This is a genomic window from Streptomyces sp. AC555_RSS877 (genome assembly GCF_019049245.1).
Lineage (GTDB): Bacteria > Actinomycetota > Actinomycetes > Streptomycetales > Streptomycetaceae > Streptomyces.
The window spans coordinates 345,245-364,966 of sequence record NZ_JAGMUK010000054.1; the positions used below are offsets into that span (position 1 = coordinate 345,245).

Genomic DNA, 19,722 nt, shown 5'->3' on the forward strand with positions numbered 1-19,722 from the left:
GCGGGGACAGGAAGAGGGAATGACCGACGACGTCCTCTTCCTCTCCGGGCGGCAGGTGGCGCGCCTCCTCGACGCCGACGCGGCGATCGCCTCGCAGCGCGCGGCCTTCACCGCGCTCGGCTCGGGCGGCGCCGACCTGCCCGGGAAGATCATGCATCCCAGCCGCTTCGACGACAGTGTCGTCTTCGCGTACGTCTCCCGGATGTCGGCGGACACCGGGGCGGTCGCGAAGTTCGGCAGTGTCAACCCGGGCAACGCGGCGGCCGGGCTGCCGACCGTGCACGCCGTCGTCACCGTGCTCGACCCGGTGACGGGCCGCCTCGCCGCCGTCATGGACGGCACGGCGGTGACGACCCTGCGCACGGCCGCCGCGAGCGCCGTCGCCGTCGACGCGCTGGCCGGCCCCGACGCCGCCGACCTGGCGGTCCTCGGCTCGGGCACCCAGGCCCTCGCCCATGTGCGGGCGATCGCCCGGGTGCGGGGGCTGAAGTCGGTACGCCTGTGGAGCCCGACCCCGCGCCGCCGTACCCGCGCCGCCGAGACCCTTGCCGCCGAGCTGGGGCTGCCCGTCGAACCGGCCGACAGTGCCGAGGCGGCTGTGCGCGGGGCGTCGCTGGTCGCGGCCTGCACGCTCAGCACCACGCCGGTGGTGCGCGGGCAGTGGCTGGACGCGGGGTGCACGGTCGTCAGCGTGGGGTCGTTCGAGCCCGGCCGCCGCGAGGTGGACGCCGAGGTCGTACGGCGGGCCATGGAGACCGGTGCTGTCGTGGTGGACGACCCGGAGACCGCGGCCGGGCACGCCGGGCCGGTCGTGGACGCCCTGCGGGAAGGGCTGTTGACCCGCGACGACCTGATCTCGCTGGGCGAGGTGCTGACCGGACGGCGCACCGCCCGGACAGGGCCCGAGGACGTCGTTTACTACAACAGCGTCGGCCTAGGCATTCAGGACGCGGCCGCCGCCTGGGCCGTCGTCGAGGCGGCGAAGGGGGAACACCGGTGACCATGCGCGCCGGGGTCGTCGTGGTCGGCGGCGGGGTGATGGGCACGAGCATCGCCTGCCACCTGGCCCGGGCGGGCGTACCGGACGTGGTCCTGGTGGAGCGGGACGAACTCGCCTCCGGGTCCACGTCGAAGGCGGCGGGCGGGGTGCGGGCGCAGTTCTCCGACGAGCTCAACATCCGGCTCGGCGCGCGCTCTCTGGAGGCGTTCACCCGCTTCGAGCAGGACACGGGGTACGACATCGGGCTGCACCGGGTCGGCTACCTGTTCCTGCTGTCGACGCCCGAGGACGTCGCCTCCTTCGAGGCGGGCGTGCGACTGCAGAACTCCCTCGGCGTGCCCAGCCGCATGATCGACCCGGCCGCCGCCCGCCGGCTCTCCCCGCTGATCAGCACCGAGGGACTGCTCGCGGCCGCCTTCTCGCCCGACGACGGCCACTGCACACCCGAGGCGGTCGTGCACGGCTACGCGGCCACCGCCCGCCGCCACGGCGCGACGGTCCTGCGGCACTGCGAAGTCACCGGCATCGAACTGCACGGCGACGACATCAGGGCCGTCCTGACGACCAGGGGGCGTATCGCCACCGACACGGTGGTCTGCGCGGCCGGCGCCTGGTCGCGGGCGGTCGGCGCGATGGTCGGCCTCGACCTGCCCGTCGAACCGCTGCGCCGTCAGATCGCGCTCACCGAACCGGTCGACGACCTGCCGCCCGGCCTGCCCATGACCATCGACTTCACCACCAGTCTCTACTTCCACACCGAGGGGCCCGGCCTCCTCGTCGGCATGTCCGACCCCGACGAGCGGCCCGGCTTCGCCACCACCACCCACGACCGCTGGATTCCCCGCCTCGGCGCGGCCATGGAGCAGCGCGCCCCCGCCCTCCTCGACCTGCGCCGCACCGGCGGCTGGGCGGGCCTGTACGAGCTCACCCCGGACCACAACGCCCTGATCGGCGAGGCGACTTCAGTATCCCGTTTTCTGTATGCAACCGGCTTCTCCGGTCATGGGTTCCTCCAGGGACCTGCCGTCGGTGAAGTCGTCCGAGACCTGTACCTGGGCCGCGTACCCTTCGTGGACGTCAGCCCGTTGAGCGCCGGCCGGTTCGCGGCCGACGCCCCGCGCCCGGAGGCCAACCGCGTATGACCGAGCTCCACCTGTGGCTGCGCCACGAGGTCCGCACCACCGAGCGGCGCACACCGATCGTGCCGTCCGACGCCTGCCGGCTCGTCGACAGCGGAGTGACGCTCACCGTCGAGGAGTCCCCGCAGCGGATCTTCCCCGCCGAGGAGTACGAGGCGGCCGGCTGCCGGATCGCGTCCGCGGGCTCGTGGGTGTCGGCGCCCGCGGGCAGCGTGATCCTCGGCCTGAAGGAACTCCCCGACGAGCCCGCCGAACTGACGCACCGGCACATCTTCTTCGGGCACGCCTACAAGCAGCAGCCGGGCGCCGCCGACCTGCTCCGGCGCTTCGCGCGCGGGGGAGGGGCCCTGCTCGACCTCGAATACCTCGTCGACGACACCGGCCGCCGGCTCGCCGCCTTCGGGTTCTGGGCCGGCTACCTGGGCGCGGCCCTGGCCGTCCTCCAGCACCGGGGCAGGCTCCTCGCGCCCCTGACGCCCACCGACAAGGACGCGCTGGACGAGACGCTGCGTCCGGCGGCCGGGGACGAGGAGTTCACCGCCCTGGTGATCGGAGCACTCGGCCGCAGCGGGCGGGGCGCACGCGTCGCCTTCCACACGGCCGGGGTCGAGCCCACCTGCTGGGACCTCGACGAGACCCGTGACCTGGACCGCGGGGCCCTGCTGGCCCACGACGTCATGGTGAACGCCGTCCTCGCCACCACCCCCGTCCCGCCGTTCCTGAGCGAGGGGGACCTCGACGTGCCCGCCCGCCGCCTGCGCACCCTGTGCGACGTCACCTGCGACGTGGGCTCGCCCCTGAACGTCCTGCCGGTCTACGACCGCACCACCGACTGGACGGACCCCGCCCGCCGGCTGCGCAAGGAGCCGCCGCTGGACCTGATCGCCATCGACAACCTGCCGTCCCTGCTGCCGAAGGAGTCCAGCACCGACTTCTCGGCCGCGCTGCTGCCCCAGCTCCTCGACTTCGGTGTGGGCGGGCCGTGGGGGCGCTGTCTGGACCGGTTCCGTCAGGCCTGCCGTGAACTCGGCCTCGTGGAAGGGCAGTCGCGTGACGTCTGAGGTGGTTCCCGCGAGCGGCACCGTCCACTGGATCGGGGCCGGACTGTCCACCGGCAGCGGTCTGGCCACACTGTGCGAGGCGGCGGAGCGGGTACGGCTGTGGCACCGCACCGAGGAACGCGCCGCCGAGGCCCTCGACCGGCTGGGCCTCGCCGCGCGGGCCGAGCCGCGGGCGTTCACGCCGGACGCGCTCGCCGCCGACCTCGCGCCGGGGGACGTGGTCGTGTCGATGCTGCCCGCCCCCGAACATGCCGCACTGCTGGCCCTGTGCGTACGCGAGCGGGCGCACTTCGCGTGCTCCAGCTATGTGTCCGACGCGGTCCTGGAGCAGGTGCCCGCGGCCGCGCGGGCCGGGGTCGTCGTCCTCACCGAGGCCGGTCTGGACCCGGGCATCGACCATCTCTTCGCGCACAGCCTCGTCGCCCGCGCACGGGAGGCGATCGGCGACGGCACGCCGGCCTCCTACAGCCTCACCTCCTACTGCGGTGGCGTACCCGCCGTCCCGAACGACTTCCGCTACCGGTTCAGCTGGGCCCCCGCGGGGGTGCTGGGTGCCCTGCGCTCGCCCGCGCGTTATGTGGAGGACGGCGCCGAGACCACCGCCGACCGGCCCTGGGAGGCGACCCGGCGCCACATCCTCGGCGGCGAGACCTTCGAGGTCTACCCCAACCGCGACAGTGTCCCCTTCGTCGAGCAGTACGGTCTGCCGCCGGCCTGGAAGCCACGCACCTTCGTCCGCGGCACCCTGCGCCTGGACGGCTGGCTGCGCGCCTGGGACGGCGTCTTCGCCGAGCTGCGGACCGGCGACGACGCCCGGATCGCCGCCCTCGCCCGGGAGCTGGCCGCGACCTACCCGACCACCGACGCGGACCGCGACCGGGTGGTCCTCGCCGTGTCGCTGGACGTGCGCGGCGGCGCCGGACGGGACTGGTCGGGCGGCTACCTCCTGGACCTGGTGGGGGACGAGGAGGAGAGCGCCATGGCCCGCTGCGTCTCCCGCCCCCTCGCCCTCGGCGTCCGGCACATCCTGGACGGCTCCCTGCCGCCCGGCCTCGGCCGCGCCGCCGAGACGGCGGCCCGCTCCGAGCAGTGGCTGGCCGAACTCGCCGGGGAGGGCGTCCACTTCACCCTCCGGGTCGATCAGCAGAACGGGCGCCCTCGTCCGACCACACCCCCATGACAGCCTCTAGGCGGCGACGGCCTCGTGCACCAGCCGCTTCAGATCCGGGAAGATCGTGTGGGAACTCCTGGGCCGTACCTGCGTCATGAACTGCACGGTCAGATCCCGGCTCGGGTCGACCCAGAACGTCGTGGTCGCGACGCCGCTCCAGCCGTACGTCCCCATTCCGGAGGGCGCCTGCGTGCGGGCCGGGTCGATCACCACGGAGAGACTGAGCCCGAAGCCGACGCCGTCGTTGCCGCGTTCGTCGTGCGCGGGACGGCTGCCGAAGGCGCGCAGGTCGGCGCCGCCCGGGAGGTGGTTCGACGTCATCAGGTCCACCGTCTCGGGGGCGAGCAGGCGGGTGCCGTCGAGCTCGCCGCGGCGGCGCAGCAACTCCATGAAGCGGTGGACGTCGTGGGCGGAGGCCACCATGCCGCCGCTGCCGGACAGGAAACGCGGGCGGCCGCGCAGGGGCAGGCCCGGGATCGGCTCGATGCCGCCGCCGTCGGCGTCGCCGTACAGCTCGGAGAGCCTGCCCGCCTGTTCGTCGGTGACGTGGAAACCCGCGTCGGTCATCCCGAGCGGGCCGAAGACCCGCTCGGCGAAGAACGTGTCGAGCGGCTGCCCGGACACCACCTCGATGACCCGGCCCAGCACGTTGGAGGCGACCGAGTAGTTCCACTGCGTGCCGGGCTCGAACTGCAGCGGCAGGCGCGCGTACACGTCGGTCGTCTGGGCCAGGGTCGTGCCCGGCACCACCGACGACTCCAGGCCGGCCTCGCGGTAGAGGGCGTCGACGGGGTGCGTGTGGTAGAAGGCGAAGGTCAGGCCCGAGGTGTGGGTCATCAGGTGCCGTACTCGTATCGGACCCTCGGCCGGGCGGGTCACGGTGTCGGCGCCGGAGCCGCTCACGTACACCCGTGGTTCCGCGAAGGCCGGAAGGTACCGGTCGACCGGGTCGTCCAGCGACATCCGGCCCTCCTCCACCAGGATCAGCGCGGCGACCGCGGTGACCGGCTTGGTCATGGAGTAGATCCGCCACAGGGTGTCGGGCTCGACGGGCAGTCCGGCCGCGATGTCACGGTGGCCGTGCGCCGTGAGGTGGGCGACGCGTCCGCCGCGGGAGACCGCCACGAGGTAGCCGGGCAGTCGGCCCTCGTCGACATGGTGGGCGAAGTGCTGGTCGAGGCGGTCCAGTGCCTTCCCGTCCAGGCCGACCTCACCCGGGTCCACCTCTTGCCGCAGCAGTGCCATCGTTCTCCTCCGTCGCGTTCGTCGAGGTGCGATCCGGCCTACCCCGCCGCAACGACCTCAGACATCATCGTCGCGCAGGAACGGGCGAATGGTCCCCCCTCATGAGAATGATCGTCGATGGCGGTGAGGGTTCCTCCCACCAGGGCCCCGCAGGCCATCCCCGGGCGACGCCGGGAACCGGCGCGGCGCAGGAATACGCGGCTCGCCCGGACGAGTTGATGCAGGCATGACTCAGGACGCGCTGCTCCAGCTGCTCTCCGAAGGACACGGCGGGGTCCTGGTGACCCTCAAGCACGACGGCCGGCCCCAGCTGTCGAACGTCACTCACGCCTACTACCCGGACGAGCGGACCATCCGGGTCTCGATCACCGACGACCGTGCCAAGACCCGCAATCTGCGCCGCGACCCGCGGGCGTCGTACCACGTGACGAGCGCCGACCGGTGGGCCTACACGGTCGCCGAGGGCACGGCCGACCTCACGCCGGTGGCGAAGGATCCGTACGACGCGACGGTGGAGGAGCTCATCCGCCTCTACCGTGACGTCCAGGGAGAGCACCCGGACTGGGACGACTACCGGGCCGCGATGGTCCGCGACCGCCGACTCGTGCTGCGGCTGAGGGTGGAACGGGCGTACGGGATTCCCAAGCGGGGCGATCAGGGCTGAGCCCGAGGAGGCCGCCCCCACCGCCCGCCCTGCCGTGCGGCGGGCAGCGGACGGCTTCTCGGCCGGCACCGGGCGGCCTCACCGCCGGCCCCGCCGTCTCAGGACCAGCCCTGTCTCCCGCCCCGCCTCACGCTCCGGCCCGCCGCTCCGGGAACCCGTGCGCCCGCGCCCCCGTCACGACGGCGAGTACCGGCACGAGCAGCGCCAGCACGCTCCACGGGAACGCCGTCGCGCCGAACAGGCCGAGCAGGATCCCGCCCACCACGCCGCCGCCCGCCATCGCCGCGTTCCACAGCGTGACCAGCATCGCCTGCGCCGCGTCCGCCTGGTCGCCGCCCGCGTCGGCCACGGCGGTCTGCAGCAGGGTGGGCGCTCCGCCCCAGCCGAGCCCCCACAGCGCGGCCGCCACGTGGACGAGGGCCGGGCTGTGAGCGAAGACGGCGAGCAGAGCTGCCGCCACCCCGACCAGCAGGACGCTCGCCAGGGTCAGCGCACGCAGCCGGCGGTCGATGCCGGCACCCACGACCCAGATGCTCACCAGGGACGCGGCACCGAACACGAGCAGCACCAGGTCGGCCGAGCCGCCCATGCCGATGCGGTCCAGGAACGTGGCGATGTAGGCGTACAGAACGGTGTGCGCCAGCACGAACACCAGGGTCACGGACAACACGGGTACGACACCGGGGACGGCCAGCGCCCGCACCATCGGGGCCCGGCGGCCCGCCTCCTGCCCGGGCACGTCCGGCACCAGCAGCGCGATCCAGCCCAGCAACACCACGGCGACCACGGTCATCAGCGCGAACGTGACCCGCCAGCCCAGCGCCCCGCCCAGGAACGTGCCCGCGGGCACCCCCACTGACAGCGCCACCGGCACCCCCGCCATGACCACCGCGACCGCCCTGCCCTGCAACGGGGCGGGCACCAGCCGCCGGGCGTACCCGGCCAGCAGCGCCCAGGCGAGTCCGGCGGCGACACCCGCCATGAACCGGGCCACCATGGTCAGCGGATAGCTGCCCGACACGGCCGTGACGGTGTTGGCGACGGCGAACCCCGCCATCGCCGCCAGCAGCAGTCGCCTGCGCCGCCATCCCGCGGTCGCCGCGGACAGCGGGATCGCGGTGAGGGCCGTACCGACGGCGTAGACGGTCACCGCCTGCCCCGCCGCCGCTTCACCCACCGCGAGGTCCGCGCTCATCGCGGGCAGCAGGCCCGCGGGGAGGGTCTCGGTGAGGCTGGTGACGAAGACGGCGGTGGCCAGGGCGAGGAGGGCGGGCAATGGGAGTTCGCGGTCTCGGGCCGCCCCGGCCCGCGGCGACGAGGTGTCGGTTCCGGTGTCAGAGGTCATGCGGGCAGAGTCGGCCTTGACACCAATGTCAGATTCAAGGGCCGGCACGTCCGCGCGGCGGCTGAGTTTCCGTCATCTCCGCGCGCACCGGCCGCCCCTGAAACCGGCCGGTGCGCGCGGAGGTTCCTCCCCCTCGGGGCTACGGTGGCCGCCGCGCACGCGAAGCTGTCCTTTTCTGCTCGTTTCGGCCGATGTTCTTGCCGGAAGCGTCGTCTGTCAACGGGGCGGGTGCGGTTGGGGGGCGGTGGGGGTGGGTCTCGGGGTGCCCGGTGTGCAGCCCGGAAGCCCGCACATGACGTGTCCCCGGAACCAGGCGTGGCTCCGGGGACACGTGGAAGGCGGCGGAATCAGGCAGTCACCTTCTCCGGCTGGCGTGTCTCCTTGAGTACGCGTTCGCCGAGCCGCTCCGTCGGGATCTTGTGGGTCTCGCGGGCCGTCAGGACGGCGATGACCGGCGGGACGCACAACGCGGCGGTGAACAGGGCCACCGCCGACCAGTCGTCGCCGTCGGGGCCTGCGATCTGCGCGGCGAAGGTGACCGCGAAGCCGGCCACGGCGAAGCCGATCTGGGTGCCGATGGCCATGCCGGACAGGCGGACGCGGGTGGAGAACATCTCGCCGTAGAAGGAGGGCCAGACGCCGTTCGCGGCGCTGTAGACGACACCGAAGGTGACGATGCCGAGGATCAGGGTCAGCGGGTAGGAGCCCGTCGAGATGGACCACAGGTAGAGGAACATCATCACCGCGCTGCCGGCGGCGCCGGCCAGGAAGACCGGGCGGCGGCCGATGCGGTCGGACAGGGTGGCCCACAGCGGGATCGCGGCGAGCGCGACGAGGTTGGCGAGCGCGCCCACCCACAGCATGGAGGAGCGGCTCATGCCGACCGAGTCGCTGGTCGCGTACGACAGTGCCCACACCGTGAAGATCGTGCTGACCGAGGCGATGAGGGCGCCCGCGACGACCCGCAGGACGTCCGCCCAGTGCTCGCGCAGCAGGATCGCCAGCGGCATCCTGACGACGCCCTCCACGGCGGTCTGCTGGGCGAAGGCCGGGGTCTCGTCGAGCTTGCGGCGGATGACGAAGCCGACCACGGCGACCGCGACGCTCATCCAGAACGGGACCCGCCAGCCCCAGGACAGCAGCTGGTCGTCGGGCAGCGCGGCGACGGGGATGAAGACCAGGGTGGCGAGCAGCTGGCCGCCCTGGGTGCCGCTGAGCGTGAAGCTGGTGAAGAAGCCGCGGCGTTCCGGCGGCGCGTGTTCCAGTGACATGGAGTTGGCGCTGGCCTGCTCGCCGGCCGCCGAGATGCCCTGCAGGACGCGGCACAGTACGAGCAGGACGGGGGCGAGGGTGCCGACCTGGTCGCGGGTGGGCAGGCAGCCGATGAGGAACGTCGACACGCCCATCAGGATCAGCGTGAAGACCATGATCTTCTTGCGGCCGAGCTTGTCGCCGAAGTGCCCGAGGAAGAGCGCGCCGACCGGGCGGGCCGCGTACGCGACGCCGAACGTGGCCAGTGACAGCAGGGTCGCGGTGGCCGGGTCGGACTCGTCGAAGAAGACCTCGGGGAAGATCAGCGCTGCCGCGCTGCCGTAGATGAAGAAGTCGTAGTACTCCAGGGCGCTGCCGATCCAGGCCGCCGTGGCGGCTTTCTTCGGCTGGCCGGGCGGTGCGGCGGCGGGGACGGACACGGCGTGCTCCTTCGGGGGAACTCCGGCACAGGCGGAGTGAGCGGAGGGGAGAGGGGCGGGGCCGGATCTTCGGCTAATTAACCCACTGGGTAGTTAGTGGCGGTGGGTGGGATGTTGCGCCGACGTTTCCCGCGTGTCAAGAGGTCGTGCCGAAGGATCTTCCCGCTCGGCGGTATCCGCGATTCGCTGCCGATCCCTGGCGATCCCTGGCGGTCGCGGCCTGGCGGTCGCGGACGAATCGGGGGTGATGCGGGATGACTCCGGCCGGAGGCCTCAGTCCGCCGCGCGCTCCGCCGTCAGGTAGGCGATGACCATGTCGCCCAGCATCGCGCGGTAGTGCTGGCGCTGGGCGGGGTCGACCAGGTCGCGGCCGAACAGGGCGCCGAAGGTGTGCCGGTTGGCGACCCGGAAGAAGCAGAACGCGCTGATCATCGCGTGCAGGTCGACGGCGTCCACGTCGGCCGTGAACAGCCCCGACTTCTGCCCCTGCTCCAGGATCCGGCGGATCACGTCGAGGGCCGGCGAGCTGATCTTGCCGAGCTTCTCGGAGGCGGCGATGTGCACGGCCTCGTGGATGTTCTCGATGCTCACCAGGCGGATGAAGTCGGGGTGCTGCTCGTGGTGGTCGAAGGTGACCTCCGCCAGGCGCCGGATGGCGGCGACCGGGTCCAGGTGTTCGACGTCCAGGCCCTGCTCGGCCTCGCGGATGACGGCGTAGGCCCGCTCGAGAACCGCTGTGAACAGCTGTTCCTTGCCGCCGAAGTAGTAGTAGATCATTCGCTTGGTGGTGCGGGTTCGGGCCGCGATCTCGTCCACGCGGGCTCCCGCGAAGCCGGCCCGGGCGAACTCCTGGGTCGCCACGTCGAGAATCTCGGCCTGGGTGCGCGCGGCGTCACGGATGCGCCCGCCTGTTCGTGCCGGTTCTTCGACGCTGGTCATCGTGTTCCTTCGGGCTACGGGGCAGTGCCGCAGATTGTAGAAGGAGGCCGCCGCGAAGGGCGCCGATCACCGGCCAAGGGCTTCCCGTCGACCAGCGATGCTGATATAGCTAACGTACTAGTTCGTACATTGATGAGCCGCTCAGGAGGTCCCGCGTGGTGCCCAAGGACTCGTATCTCGTCGGTCTGATCGGCTCCGGTATCGGTCCGTCGCTCAGTCCCGCGCTGCACGAGCGGGAGGCCGACCGTCAGGGTCTGCGCTATCTGTACCGGCTCATCGACATCGACGCCCTCGGTGTGCCGCCCGAGGGGGTGGGCGGCCTGGTGCGGGCGGCCCGAGACCTGGGCTTCGACGGGCTCAACATCACGCACCCGTGCAAGCAGCAGGTCATCCGGCACCTGGACGCCCTCGCCCCGCAGGCCGAGGCGCTGGGCGCGGTCAACACCGTCGTCTTCGGCGAGGACGGGCGGGCCGTCGGCCACAACACCGACGTCACCGGCTTCGCCGCCTCCTTCGCGCGCGGTCTGCCCGACGCGCCGCTGGAGCGGGTCGTGCAGCTGGGCGCGGGGGGTGCGGGCGCGGCCGTGGCGCACGCCACGCTCACGCTGGGCGCCGAGCGGGTCACGGTCGTGGACGCGATGCCCGAGCGGGCGGCCGCTCTCGCCGACTCCCTGAACCGCCACTTCGGCGAGGGACGTGCGCTGGCAGCCGCCCCCGGCCGGCTGGCGGAACTGCTCGCACGGGCCGACGGCCTCGTCCACGCCACCCCCACCGGCATGGCCGCCCACCCCGGCCTGCCCTTCCCCGCCGGACTCCTCCACCCGGGCCTGTGGGTCGCCGAGGTGGTCTACCGCCCGCTGGAGACAGAACTGCTGCGTGGTGCCCGCGCGCTCGGCTGCGCCACGCTCGACGGCGGCGGCATGGCCGTCTTCCAGGCCGTGGACGCGTTCCGCCTGTTCACCGGAAGGGAACCCGACGGCGCGCGCATGCTCGCGGACATCGCGGAGCTGGCCGGCGCCGTCCCGGCACCGAAGTAGTCCGGGCGCTTCGGCAGACACCGGCAGACACCGGAAACCATCGGAAAGCATCGGGAAGACAGAGGTACCGACATGCGTACGTCCATCGCCACCGTCTCCCTCAGCGGATCCCTCACCGAGAAGCTCACGGCCGCCTCCCGGGCCGGCTTCGACGGCGTCGAGATCTTCGAGAACGACCTGCTGGCCAGCCCCCTCACCCCCGAGGAGATCCGCGCCCGCTGCGCCGACCTCGGCCTCACCATCGACCTCTACCAGCCGATGCGCGACATCGAGGCGGTGCCCGAGGACGAGTTCGCCCGCAACCTGCGCCGCGCCCGGCACAAGTTCGAGCTGATGCGCAGGCTCGGCGCCGACACCGTCCTCGTCTGCTCCAGCGTCTGTCCGCGTGCCGTGGACGACGACGCCCTCGCCGCCGCACACCTGTCCCAACTGGCCGATCTCGCCCAGGACTTCGGCATCCGCATCGCCTACGAAGCGCTCGCGTGGGGCCGGCACGTCAGCACGTACGACCACGCCTGGCACATCGTCGAGACGGCCGGCCACCCGGCGCTCGGCACCTGTCTGGACAGCTTCCACATCCTCTCCCGCGGCTCCGACCCCAAGGGAATCGAGGACATCCCCGGCGAGAAGATCTTCTTCCTCCAACTGGCCGACGCCCCGCTGCTCGCGATGGACGTCCTGCAGTGGAGCCGCCACTACCGGTGCTTCCCCGGGCAGGGCGGCTTCGACGTCGCCGGGCTCGTACGCAGTGTCCTGCATACGGGATACGACGGTCCGCTCTCCCTCGAAGTCTTCAACGACGTCTTCCGTCAGGCCGAGGCCGGCCCCACGGCCGTGGACGCCCGACGCTCCCTCCTGGTCCTCCAGGAGACGGTGGGCATTCAGGCGCCGCCCGCCTCGGTCGCGCCGACGGGTGTCGCCTTCGCGGAACTCGTGACCCCCGACGCCGAGCCGCTGTCGGCACTGCTCGGCGCGCTGGGCTTCGCCCGCACGGCACGGCACCGCAGCAAGCCGGTCGACCTGTGGGAGCAGGGCGAGGCCCGTCTCCTGGTCAACACCGGGACGGCCGTGCGGCGGGACGGCACCCGGCTCGCCGCGATCGGGCTCAGGTCACCGGACCCGACGGCCGCCGCCCGCCGCGCCGAGGCCCTGCTGGCACCGGTCCTTCCCCGCCGCCGCGCCCTGGAGGACGCCCAGCTCGACGCGGTGCTCGCCCCCGACGGCACGGAGGTGTTCTTCTGCGCCTCGGACCGCCCCGGACATCCCGACTGGCGGGCGGACTTCGCGGACACCGAGGCCGTTCCCGCCGTACCGCGGCACGCCGCCCGCATCGACCATCTCGCCCTCACGCAGCCCTGGCACCACTTCGACGAGGCGACCCTCTTCCACCGCAGCGTCCTCGGCCTGCAGGCGCAGGAGAGCGTGGACGTCGCCGACCCCTACGGGCTGATGCGCAGCCGCGCCGTCACCAACGACGACGGCAGCGTCCGTATCGCCCTCACCGTCGGCGCGGCACCCACCGACGACACGGTCCACGCCCAGCACATCGCCCTGGCCACCGACGACGTGGTGGCGGCCGCCCGCCGCCTCGTCGAGGCCGGCGGCCGGCTGCTGCCGATCCCCGCGAACTACTACGACGACCTGGCGGCCCGGTACGAGTTCGCCGACGGCGAGCTGGAGACGTACCGCGAACTCGGCATCCTCTACGACCGTGACCCGCACGGCGAGTTCCGCCACTGCTACACGCCCACCCTCGGCCGCGTCTTCTTCGAACTGGTCCAGCGCGACGGCGGCTACCGCGGCTACGGCGCCCAGAACGCCCCCGTCCGGCTCGCCGCCCAGCACGCGGTGCGGCGGTTCACTGGCGGCTGACGGTCCGGGACACGCCGGCGAAGACCGTCGTGGCCAGGATCCAGCCGGCGATCACCAGGGCGTACGACAGCGTCTGGTACGGGCCCCCGGGGGCGAAGGCGCTTTCCTGGCCGAAGGAGATCACCGGCAGCAGCAGGTCGAGCGTGTAGAACACCGGGTCGAAGTCCGGGGCCTCGGACGGCTTGAGCGGGCGCGGGTGGTGCAGGGCGTACGTGACCGAGCCGATCGCCAGCAGCGACAGCAGCCACACGCAGGCGCGCAGCGGACGGAAGCCGTAGCCGACGGTGGCGTCCTGGACGTGGCCCCACAGGCGGCCGTACCAGGGGAGCGTGGTGCGGTGCCGGCGCTGCTTGGCGAGCTGGACGAGCCGGGCGGCCCGGTCGTCGCCGATGCGCAGATAGGCGGCGGTCAACTGCTCGTAGGCGTGCGGGACGTAGCCCTCGTCGTCGCGGTCCAGCATCGCCAGGCGGCGCGCGGCGGGTTCATGGGGGGAGAGGGAGGCGTAGACGAGGCCGTTGAGGAGGACTCGTGCGGGCACCGCGTCCGCCTCCAGGAACAGTTCCTCGATCTGGGCACGGCGCAGATTGAGGATGCCGTCCACGGGCGGGCCCTTGCGCAGCCACAGCTCCCCGATGGTGGAGCTGCTCGCCCGCAGCACCCCGTCTCCCGGGTTCGACAGATGGGCGTACGACAGGTCCAGGCGGCCCGAGACCCGAGCGCCCCGCAGGCCGATCCAGCCGAGCGTGCGCACGCCCCGCAGGTGGACGTCACCCTCCACGGCGAGGGTCTGCGCATCGAGGACGATCTCGCCGGGGTGGCTGAGCCGGGCGTCGGTGAGGTTGATCGACCCGGCGACCGTGGCACCGTTGAGACGCACCTCCCCGTGCGCCCGCAGCCCGGGAGCCCACAGGTCGTCGCCGAGGGTCACCTGATTGAGCTGGAGGGCCGGCTCGTCGGTGTCCGACGCGGTGAACTCCCCGCGTTCCATGAACAGCGCCCCGGCGATCTCTGCCCCGCCGAGCCGCACCGGCCCGTGGAAACGGCAGTCCGTCATCCGCAGCACGCCTTCCACCCGCATCGTGGCGGCGGTCAGCCCCGGCAGCACGGACCAGGAGAGGTTCAACTGGCGCAGGCGGGCGCCGTACAGCAGCGGGGCGTCCTCGAAGGAGCAGTGGCTCAGCCGTACGGCGTGGTCACTCGTCCCGTACCGCAGGTCGAGTACGCCGGTGATACGGGCGCCCGACAGTTTCAGCGCGGGTATCTCCCCGTCCTCGCGCGGGCCGTTGAGCAGCAGCGACCGCAACACGACTGCCCGGACGCTGCGTTCTCGGCCCCACTCGGCCCCGTGCGCCACGTCCTCGTCGTCCGCCGTACGGAAGTTCACGGACTCGCCCCGGGGAAACGCCCGCCACACGCGCAGTTCGGCCGGCGTCAAGTTGTCGATCTCCATCAGCGGGGACTCTGACGTGCCGTCCCGCGGGTGTCAACTCCCCACGGCCGCAGGGACGCACGGCGCGCGAAGCCGCCCGTCGACGACGAGGGCCCGGGCCACCACGTGGGCGCCCTCGCCGCGTCGGAGGTCCGCGCGAGTTCGTGTGGTGGCCCGGGCCGCCGTACAGCGTCGTTACGGCCTGGTGTTCCACTCCGCGATCACCGGTCGGCCGTGTTCTGTGGACAGTCGGCTGAACGTCGCCGTCGCCAGCTGGAACAGCCGGCCGTCCGCAGGATCCAGTCCCAGCCGACGTGCCGTCAGTACGCGCAGGAAGTGGGAGTGCGCCACGAGGATCACATCCCCGTCGGGGAGGGCGGCGTCCACCCGGGCGAGCACCCGGTCGGCGCGCAGTCCCACCTCGGCGGGCGACTCGCCCGGACGCCCGTCGGCACCGGGCGGCACGCCGTCGGTCCACAGGTACCAGTCGGGCCGGGTGCGGTGGATGTCGACGGTGGTGACGCCCTCGTAGCCGCCGTAGTCCCATTCGTGCAGGTCGGGATCGGACACGACCCCGTTGATGCCCGCCAGTTCGGCGGTGCGTATCGCGCGGGCGAGCGGGCTCGTCAGCGCGAGTGCGAAGGTCCGCGACGAGAGGAGCGGAGCGAGCGACTTGGCCTGTTCCTCGCCGTGCTGGGTGAGGGGCAGGTCGGTCCGGCTGGTGTGCCGGCCCGACACGCTCCACTCCGTCTCACCGTGGCGGACCAGAAGGAGATCCCCCACGGCCGGGCCTACTTCGCCGACTCGACGGCGTGGCCGCCGAACTGGTTGCGCAGGGCGGCGACCATCTTCATCTGCGGGGAGTCGTCCTGGCGGGACGCGAACCGCGCGAACAGCGACGCCGTGATCGCGGGCAGCGGCACCGCGTTGTCGATGGCGGCCTCGACGGTCCAGCGGCCCTCGCCGGAGTCCTGCGCGAAGCCCTTCAGCTTCTCCAGGTGCTCGTCGTCGTCAAGGGCGTTGACGGCGAGGTCGAGGAGCCAGGAGCGGATGACGGTGCCCTCCTGCCAGGAGCGGAAGACCTCGCGCACGTCGGTGACGGAGTCCACCGCCTCCAGGAGCTCCCAGCCCTCGGCGTAGGCCTGCATCATGGCGTACTCGATGCCGTTGTGGACCATCTTGGAGAAGTGCCCGGCGCCGACCTTGCCGGCGTGGACGAACCCGGCTTCGCCCTCGGGCTTGAGCGCGTCGAAGATCGGCTGGATCCGGTCGACGTGCTCCTTGTCGCCGCCGACCATCAGGGCGTAGCCGTTCGCGAGGCCCCAGACGCCGCCGGAGACGCCGGCGTCGACGAAGCCGATGCCCTTGGCGCCGAGCTCAAAGGCGTGCTTCTCGTCGTCGGTCCAGCGGGAGTTGCCCCCGTCGACCACCGTGTCACCGGCGGACAGCAGGTCGCCGAGTTCGTCGACGACGGACTGGGTGGCGGCGCCGGCCGGGACCATCACCCAGACCGTGCGGGGGGCTTCGAGCTTGTCGACCAGTTCGGCCAGGCCGCTCACGTCGGAGAGTTCGGGGTTGCGGTCGTAGCCGATGACGGTGTGGCCGGCGCGGCGGATCCGCTCGCGCATGTTGCCGCCCATCTTGCCGAGGCCGATGAGTCCCAGCTGCATGTCAGTTCACTTCCTGAGGTCGCGGTAGGTGGCCACGAGAGCGGCGGTGGACGAGTCGAGACCGGGGACGTCCGCGCCCTCGGTCAGGGCGGGCTCGACGCGCTTGGCGAGGACCTTGCCGAGCTCGACGCCCCACTGGTCGAAGGAGTCGATGTTCCAGATCGCGCCCTGGACGAACACCTTGTGCTCGTAGAGGGCGATGAGCTGGCCGAGGACGGACGGCGTGAGTTCCTTCGCCAGGATCGTGGTGGTGGGGTGGTTGCCCTGGAAGGTGCGGTGCGGCACCTGCTCCTCGGCCACGCCCTCCCCGCGCACCTCGTCCGCGGTCTTGCCGAAGGCGAGCGCCTGGCCCTGGGCGAACAGGTTGGCCATCAGGAGGTCGTGCTGCGCCTTGAGATCGTCGCTCAGCTCGCCGACCGGGCGGGCGAAGCCGATCAGGTCGGCCGGGATGACCTTGGTGCCCTGGTGGATCAACTGGTAGTAGGCGTGCTGCCCGTTGGTGCCGGGCGTGCCCCACACCACGGGGCCGGTCTGCCACTGGACCGGGTTGCCGTCGCGGTCCACGGACTTGCCGTTGGACTCCATGTCCAGCTGCTGGAGGTAGGCGGTGAACTTGGACAGGTAGTGGCTGTAGGGCAGTACCGCGTGCGACTGGGCGTCGAAGAAGTTGCCGTACCAGACGCCCAACAGGCCCAGGAGCAGAGGGGCGTTGTCCTCGGCGGGCTCGTTGCGGAAGTGTTCGTCGACGATGCGGAAACCGTCGAGCATCTCCAGGAAGTGGTCCGGGCCGATGGCGATCATCAGGGAGAGGCCGATGGCCGAGTCGAAGGAGTAGCGGCCGCCGACCCAGTCCCAGAACCGGAACATGTTGTCCGGGTCGATGCCGAACTCGGTGACCTTCTCGGCGTTCGTCGACAGGGCGACGAAGTGCTTCGCGACGGCCTTGTCCTCGCCGAGGCCGGCCGGGCCGTGCAGCAGCCAGGAGCGGGCGGCGGTGGCGTTGGTGATCGTCTCGATGGTGGTGAACGTCTTGGACGCGACGATGAACAGGGTCTCCGCCGGGTCCAGGTCGCGCAGCGCCTCGTGGAGGTCGGCGCCGTCCACGTTCGACACGAAACGGAACGTCAACTCCCGTGCCGTGCAGGCGCGCAGGGCCTCGTAGGCCATCGCGGGGCCCAGGTCGGAGCCACCGATGCCGATGTTGACGACGTTCTTGATCCGCTTGCCGGTGTGGCCGGTCCACTCGCCGGAGCGGACGCGGCCGGCGAAGGCGGCCATCTGGTCGAGGACCGTGTGCACCTCGGGCACGACGTTCTCGCCGTCGACCTCGATCACCGCGTTCGCGGGGACACGCAGGGCGCTGTGCAGGACGGCGCGGTCCTCGGTGACGTTGATCTTGTCGCCGCGGAACATGGCGTCGCGCAGTCCGAACACGTCGGTGGCGGTGGCGAGTTCCCGCAGCAGGGCGAGGGTCTCGTCGGTGACCAGGTGCTTGGAGTAGTCGATGCGCAGGTCGCCGACGCGCACGACGTACCGCTCCGCGCGCCCCGGGTCCGTCGCGAACAGCTCACGCAGGTGCGCGTGCCACTGGGCGCGATGGTCCTCGAGGGCCGCCCACTGCGGCCGCCGGGTGAGGGTGGGGGAGTCGGAAGGGGAGCCGGTGGGGGAGTCAGACATGTGCGGGGATCTCCTTGGTGGCCTCGCCCCGCAGGGCGACGGCGTACATCTCGTCCGCGTCGAGGCGCCGCAGCTCCTCGGCGATGAGTTCGGAGGTGGTGCGCACCTTCAGAGCGAGGGTGCGGGAGGGCTGGCCCGGCAGGGACAGCGTGGCCAGCGGGCCCTCGGGGCGGTCGATGACGATCTCGCCGTTCGCGGTGCCCAGCCGTACGGCCGTGACGACCGGACCGGCGGTGACGATCCGGTCGGCGGTGACGCCGAGGCGGGCCTCCAGCCAGCGGGCCAGCAGTTCGGCGGCCGGGTTCTCCTCCTCGGCCTCCACGGCCGCCGAGGTCACCTTCACCCGGGCCTGGTCCAGGGCCGCGGCCAGCATCGAGCGCCACGGGGTGAGCCGGGTCCAGGCGAGGTCGGTGTCGCCGGGGGCGTAGGAGCGGACCCGTGCCTCCAGCACCTGGAGCGGGTTCTCCACCGCGTACAGATCGGTGATCCGGCGCTGGGCGAGCGCTCCCAGCGGGTCCTTCGCCGGGTTCTCCGGCGCGTCCACCGGCCACCACACCACGACCGGAGCGTCCGGCAGCAGCAGCGGCAGGACGACGGAGTCGGCGTGGTCGGACACCTCGCCGTACGTCCTGAGGATGACCGTCTCGCCGGTGCCCGCGTCGGCGCCCACCCGCACCTCGGCGTCGAGGTGGGAGTTGGTGCGGTCGCGCGGGGTGCGCGCGTGGCGCTTGATGACGACCAGGGTGCGCGAGGGGTGCTCGTGCGAGGCCTCCTCGGCCGCCTTGATCGCGTCGTAGGCGTTCTCCTCGTCCGTGACGATCACCATCGTCAGGACCATGCCCACGGCGGGGGTGCCGATGGCGCGGCGGCCCTTCACCAACGCCTTGTTGATCTTGCTTGCCGTGGTGTCGGTCAGGTCGATCTTCATGGCCTGCGCCAGCTCCGTCCGTCTCGTGCGAGCATCTCGTCGGCTTCCTCGGGTCCCCAGCTGCCCGACGCGTAGCGCGCCGGCCTGCCGTGGTTCGCCCAGTGCTCCTCGATCGGGTCGAGGATCTTCCAGGACTCTTCCACTTCCTGGTGACGGGGGAACAGGTTGGCGTCGCCCAGCAGGACATCCAGGATGAGCCGCTCGTACGCCTCCGGGCTGGACTCCGTGAACGACTCGCCGTACGCGAAGTCCATCGTCACGTCCCGGATCTCCATCGAGGTGCCCGGCACCTTCGACCCGAAGCGGACCGTCATGCCCTCGTCGGGCTGGACGCGGATCACGATCGCGTTCTGGCCCAGCTCCTCGGTGGCCGTGGAGTCGAAGGGGGAGTGCGGGGCCCGCTGGAAGACGACGGCGATCTCGGTGACGCGGCGGCCGAGCCGCTTGCCGGTGCGCAGGTAGAAGGGCACACCCGCCCAGCGCCGGTTGTCGACGTTCAGCCTGATGGCGGCGTACGTGTCCGTCGTGGAGGCCTGGTCGATGCCGTCCTCGTCGAGGTAGCCGCGCACCTGCTCGCCGCCCTGCCAGGCGGCCGCGTACTGCCCGCGCACCGTGTGGGCGCCGATGTCCTCCGGCAGTTTCACGGCCTTGAGCACCTTCAGCTTCTCCATGAGCAGCGACTCGGCGTCGAAGGCGGCCGGCTCCTCCATGGCGGTCAGCGCCATGAGCTGCAGGAGGTGGTTCTGGATGACGTCGCGGGCGGCGCCGATGCCGTCGTAGTAGCCGGCCCGGCCGCCGATGCCGATGTCCTCGGCCATGGTGATCTGCACGTGGTCCACGAAGGACCGGTTCCA

17 protein-coding genes are annotated in these 19,722 nt (G+C 72.0%); 7 read left to right on the forward strand and 10 right to left on the reverse strand.

Annotated features, from left to right (window positions below; translation table 11 throughout):
* Positions 1–19 precede the first annotated feature (19 nt).
* From KUM49_RS25105 to KUM49_RS25120, 4 genes are read left to right on the forward strand one after another with little or no spacing between them, the layout of a single operon-like run.
* Positions 20–1,000: an ornithine cyclodeaminase family protein gene (locus tag KUM49_RS25105; protein WP_217239187.1), complete on the forward strand. Its 981-nt coding sequence runs from the start codon at positions 20–22 to the stop codon at positions 998–1,000.
* Positions 1,001–1,002: 2 nt separating this feature from the next.
* Positions 1,003–2,142, forward strand: a complete 1,140-nt coding sequence (locus tag KUM49_RS25110; RefSeq protein WP_217239243.1) for an FAD-binding oxidoreductase — start codon at positions 1,003–1,005, stop codon at positions 2,140–2,142.
* On the forward strand, positions 2,139–3,200 hold the full coding sequence (locus tag KUM49_RS25115) for a saccharopine dehydrogenase (RefSeq protein WP_217239188.1): 1,062 nt from the start codon (positions 2,139–2,141) through the stop codon (positions 3,198–3,200). The genes KUM49_RS25110 and KUM49_RS25115 overlap by 4 nt, the downstream gene beginning before the upstream one ends.
* A complete protein-coding gene (locus KUM49_RS25120; protein WP_217239189.1) occupies positions 3,190–4,380 on the forward strand; it encodes a saccharopine dehydrogenase family protein in 1,191 nt (396 codons plus the stop codon). The genes KUM49_RS25115 and KUM49_RS25120 overlap by 11 nt, the downstream gene beginning before the upstream one ends.
* Positions 4,381–4,386: 6 nt before the next feature.
* On the opposite strand, the gene KUM49_RS25125 is transcribed toward KUM49_RS25120, so the two are convergent.
* Entirely contained in the window at positions 4,387–5,616 is a 1,230-nt protein-coding gene (locus tag KUM49_RS25125; protein ID WP_217239190.1) for a serine hydrolase, read from the reverse strand.
* A gap of 226 nt (positions 5,617–5,842) precedes the next feature.
* Here KUM49_RS25125 and KUM49_RS25130 point away from each other — a divergent pair, with 226 nt between their 5' ends.
* The gene (locus KUM49_RS25130) at positions 5,843–6,280 is read left to right on the forward strand and encodes a PPOX class F420-dependent oxidoreductase (protein WP_217239191.1); all 438 of its coding nucleotides are present in this window, start codon (positions 5,843–5,845) and stop codon (positions 6,278–6,280) included.
* 127 nt (positions 6,281–6,407) lie between these two features.
* Here the strand turns inward: KUM49_RS25130 and KUM49_RS25135 are convergent, their stop codons facing one another.
* The 3 genes from KUM49_RS25135 to KUM49_RS25145 all read right to left on the reverse strand — a co-directional run bounded on the left by KUM49_RS25135 (position 6,408) and on the right by KUM49_RS25145 (position 10,255).
* Positions 6,408–7,625 (reverse strand): MFS transporter, encoded by a 1,218-nt coding sequence (locus KUM49_RS25135; RefSeq protein ID WP_217239192.1) that lies wholly within the window; start codon positions 7,623–7,625, stop codon positions 6,408–6,410.
* 347 nt (positions 7,626–7,972) lie between these two features.
* The gene (locus KUM49_RS25140; RefSeq protein WP_217239193.1) at positions 7,973–9,316 is read right to left on the reverse strand and encodes an MFS transporter; all 1,344 of its coding nucleotides are present in this window, start codon (positions 9,314–9,316) and stop codon (positions 7,973–7,975) included.
* 273 nt (positions 9,317–9,589) lie between these two features.
* On the reverse strand, positions 9,590–10,255 hold the full coding sequence (locus KUM49_RS25145) for a TetR/AcrR family transcriptional regulator (RefSeq protein WP_217239194.1): 666 nt from the start codon (positions 10,253–10,255) through the stop codon (positions 9,590–9,592).
* A gap of 158 nt (positions 10,256–10,413) precedes the next feature.
* On the opposite strand from KUM49_RS25145, the gene KUM49_RS25150 reads away from it, so the two are divergent.
* Both KUM49_RS25150 and KUM49_RS25155 read left to right on the forward strand, forming a co-directional pair.
* A complete protein-coding gene (locus tag KUM49_RS25150) occupies positions 10,414–11,292 on the forward strand; it encodes a shikimate dehydrogenase (RefSeq protein WP_217239244.1) in 879 nt (292 codons plus the stop codon).
* 72 nt (positions 11,293–11,364) lie between these two features.
* A complete protein-coding gene (locus KUM49_RS25155) occupies positions 11,365–13,164 on the forward strand; it encodes a bifunctional sugar phosphate isomerase/epimerase/4-hydroxyphenylpyruvate dioxygenase family protein (RefSeq protein ID WP_217239195.1) in 1,800 nt (599 codons plus the stop codon).
* Here the strand turns inward: KUM49_RS25155 and KUM49_RS25160 are convergent.
* From KUM49_RS25160 to KUM49_RS48560, 6 genes are all read right to left on the reverse strand, one after another.
* Complete coding sequence (locus KUM49_RS25160; RefSeq protein WP_217239196.1) at positions 13,151–14,614, reverse strand: membrane-associated oxidoreductase; 1,464 nt, start codon at positions 14,612–14,614, stop codon at positions 13,151–13,153. The two genes, KUM49_RS25155 and KUM49_RS25160, sit on opposite strands and share 14 nt — an antisense overlap.
* 174 nt (positions 14,615–14,788) lie before the next feature.
* The gene (locus KUM49_RS25165) at positions 14,789–15,376 is read right to left on the reverse strand and encodes a histidine phosphatase family protein (RefSeq protein WP_217239197.1); all 588 of its coding nucleotides are present in this window, start codon (positions 15,374–15,376) and stop codon (positions 14,789–14,791) included.
* An 8-nt stretch (positions 15,377–15,384) separates the two neighbouring features.
* Positions 15,385–16,263: a phosphogluconate dehydrogenase (NAD(+)-dependent, decarboxylating) gene (gene gnd, locus KUM49_RS25170; protein WP_217239198.1), complete on the reverse strand. Its 879-nt coding sequence runs from the start codon at positions 16,261–16,263 to the stop codon at positions 15,385–15,387.
* A 6-nt stretch (positions 16,264–16,269) separates the two neighbouring features.
* Entirely contained in the window at positions 16,270–17,940 is a 1,671-nt protein-coding gene (pgi, locus tag KUM49_RS25175; protein WP_217239199.1) for a glucose-6-phosphate isomerase, read from the reverse strand.
* On the reverse strand, positions 17,933–18,868 hold the full coding sequence (gene opcA, locus KUM49_RS25180) for a glucose-6-phosphate dehydrogenase assembly protein OpcA (RefSeq protein WP_217239200.1): 936 nt from the start codon (positions 18,866–18,868) through the stop codon (positions 17,933–17,935). Before opcA ends, pgi begins: the two co-directional genes overlap by 8 nt.
* On the reverse strand, positions 18,865–19,722 hold an 858-nt coding region (locus KUM49_RS48560), incomplete at its 5' end, for a glucose-6-phosphate dehydrogenase (RefSeq protein WP_254401707.1). The genes KUM49_RS48560 and opcA, both read right to left, overlap by 4 nt.

Coding starts and splice junctions, on each gene's coding strand:
- KUM49_RS25105 (WP_217239187.1), top strand. CDS start 20: ATGACCGACGACGTCCTCTTCCTCTCCGGGCGGCAGGTGGCGCGCCTC.
- KUM49_RS25110 (WP_217239243.1), top strand. CDS start 1,003: ATGCGCGCCGGGGTCGTCGTGGTCGGCGGCGGGGTGATGGGCACGAGC.
- KUM49_RS25115 (WP_217239188.1), top strand. CDS start 2,139: ATGACCGAGCTCCACCTGTGGCTGCGCCACGAGGTCCGCACCACCGAG.
- KUM49_RS25125 (WP_217239190.1), bottom strand. CDS start 5,616: ATGGCACTGCTGCGGCAAGAGGTGGACCCGGGTGAGGTCGGCCTGGAC.
- KUM49_RS25130 (WP_217239191.1), top strand. CDS start 5,843: ATGACTCAGGACGCGCTGCTCCAGCTGCTCTCCGAAGGACACGGCGGG.
- KUM49_RS25135 (WP_217239192.1), bottom strand. CDS start 7,625: ATGACCTCTGACACCGGAACCGACACCTCGTCGCCGCGGGCCGGGGCG.
- KUM49_RS25145 (WP_217239194.1), bottom strand. CDS start 10,255: ATGACCAGCGTCGAAGAACCGGCACGAACAGGCGGGCGCATCCGTGAC.
- KUM49_RS25155 (WP_217239195.1), top strand. CDS start 11,365: ATGCGTACGTCCATCGCCACCGTCTCCCTCAGCGGATCCCTCACCGAG.
- KUM49_RS25160 (WP_217239196.1), bottom strand. CDS start 14,614: ATGGAGATCGACAACTTGACGCCGGCCGAACTGCGCGTGTGGCGGGCG.
- gnd (WP_217239198.1), bottom strand. CDS start 16,263: ATGCAGCTGGGACTCATCGGCCTCGGCAAGATGGGCGGCAACATGCGC.
- pgi (WP_217239199.1), bottom strand. CDS start 17,940: ATGTCTGACTCCCCCACCGGCTCCCCTTCCGACTCCCCCACCCTCACC.
- opcA (WP_217239200.1), bottom strand. CDS start 18,868: ATGAAGATCGACCTGACCGACACCACGGCAAGCAAGATCAACAAGGCG.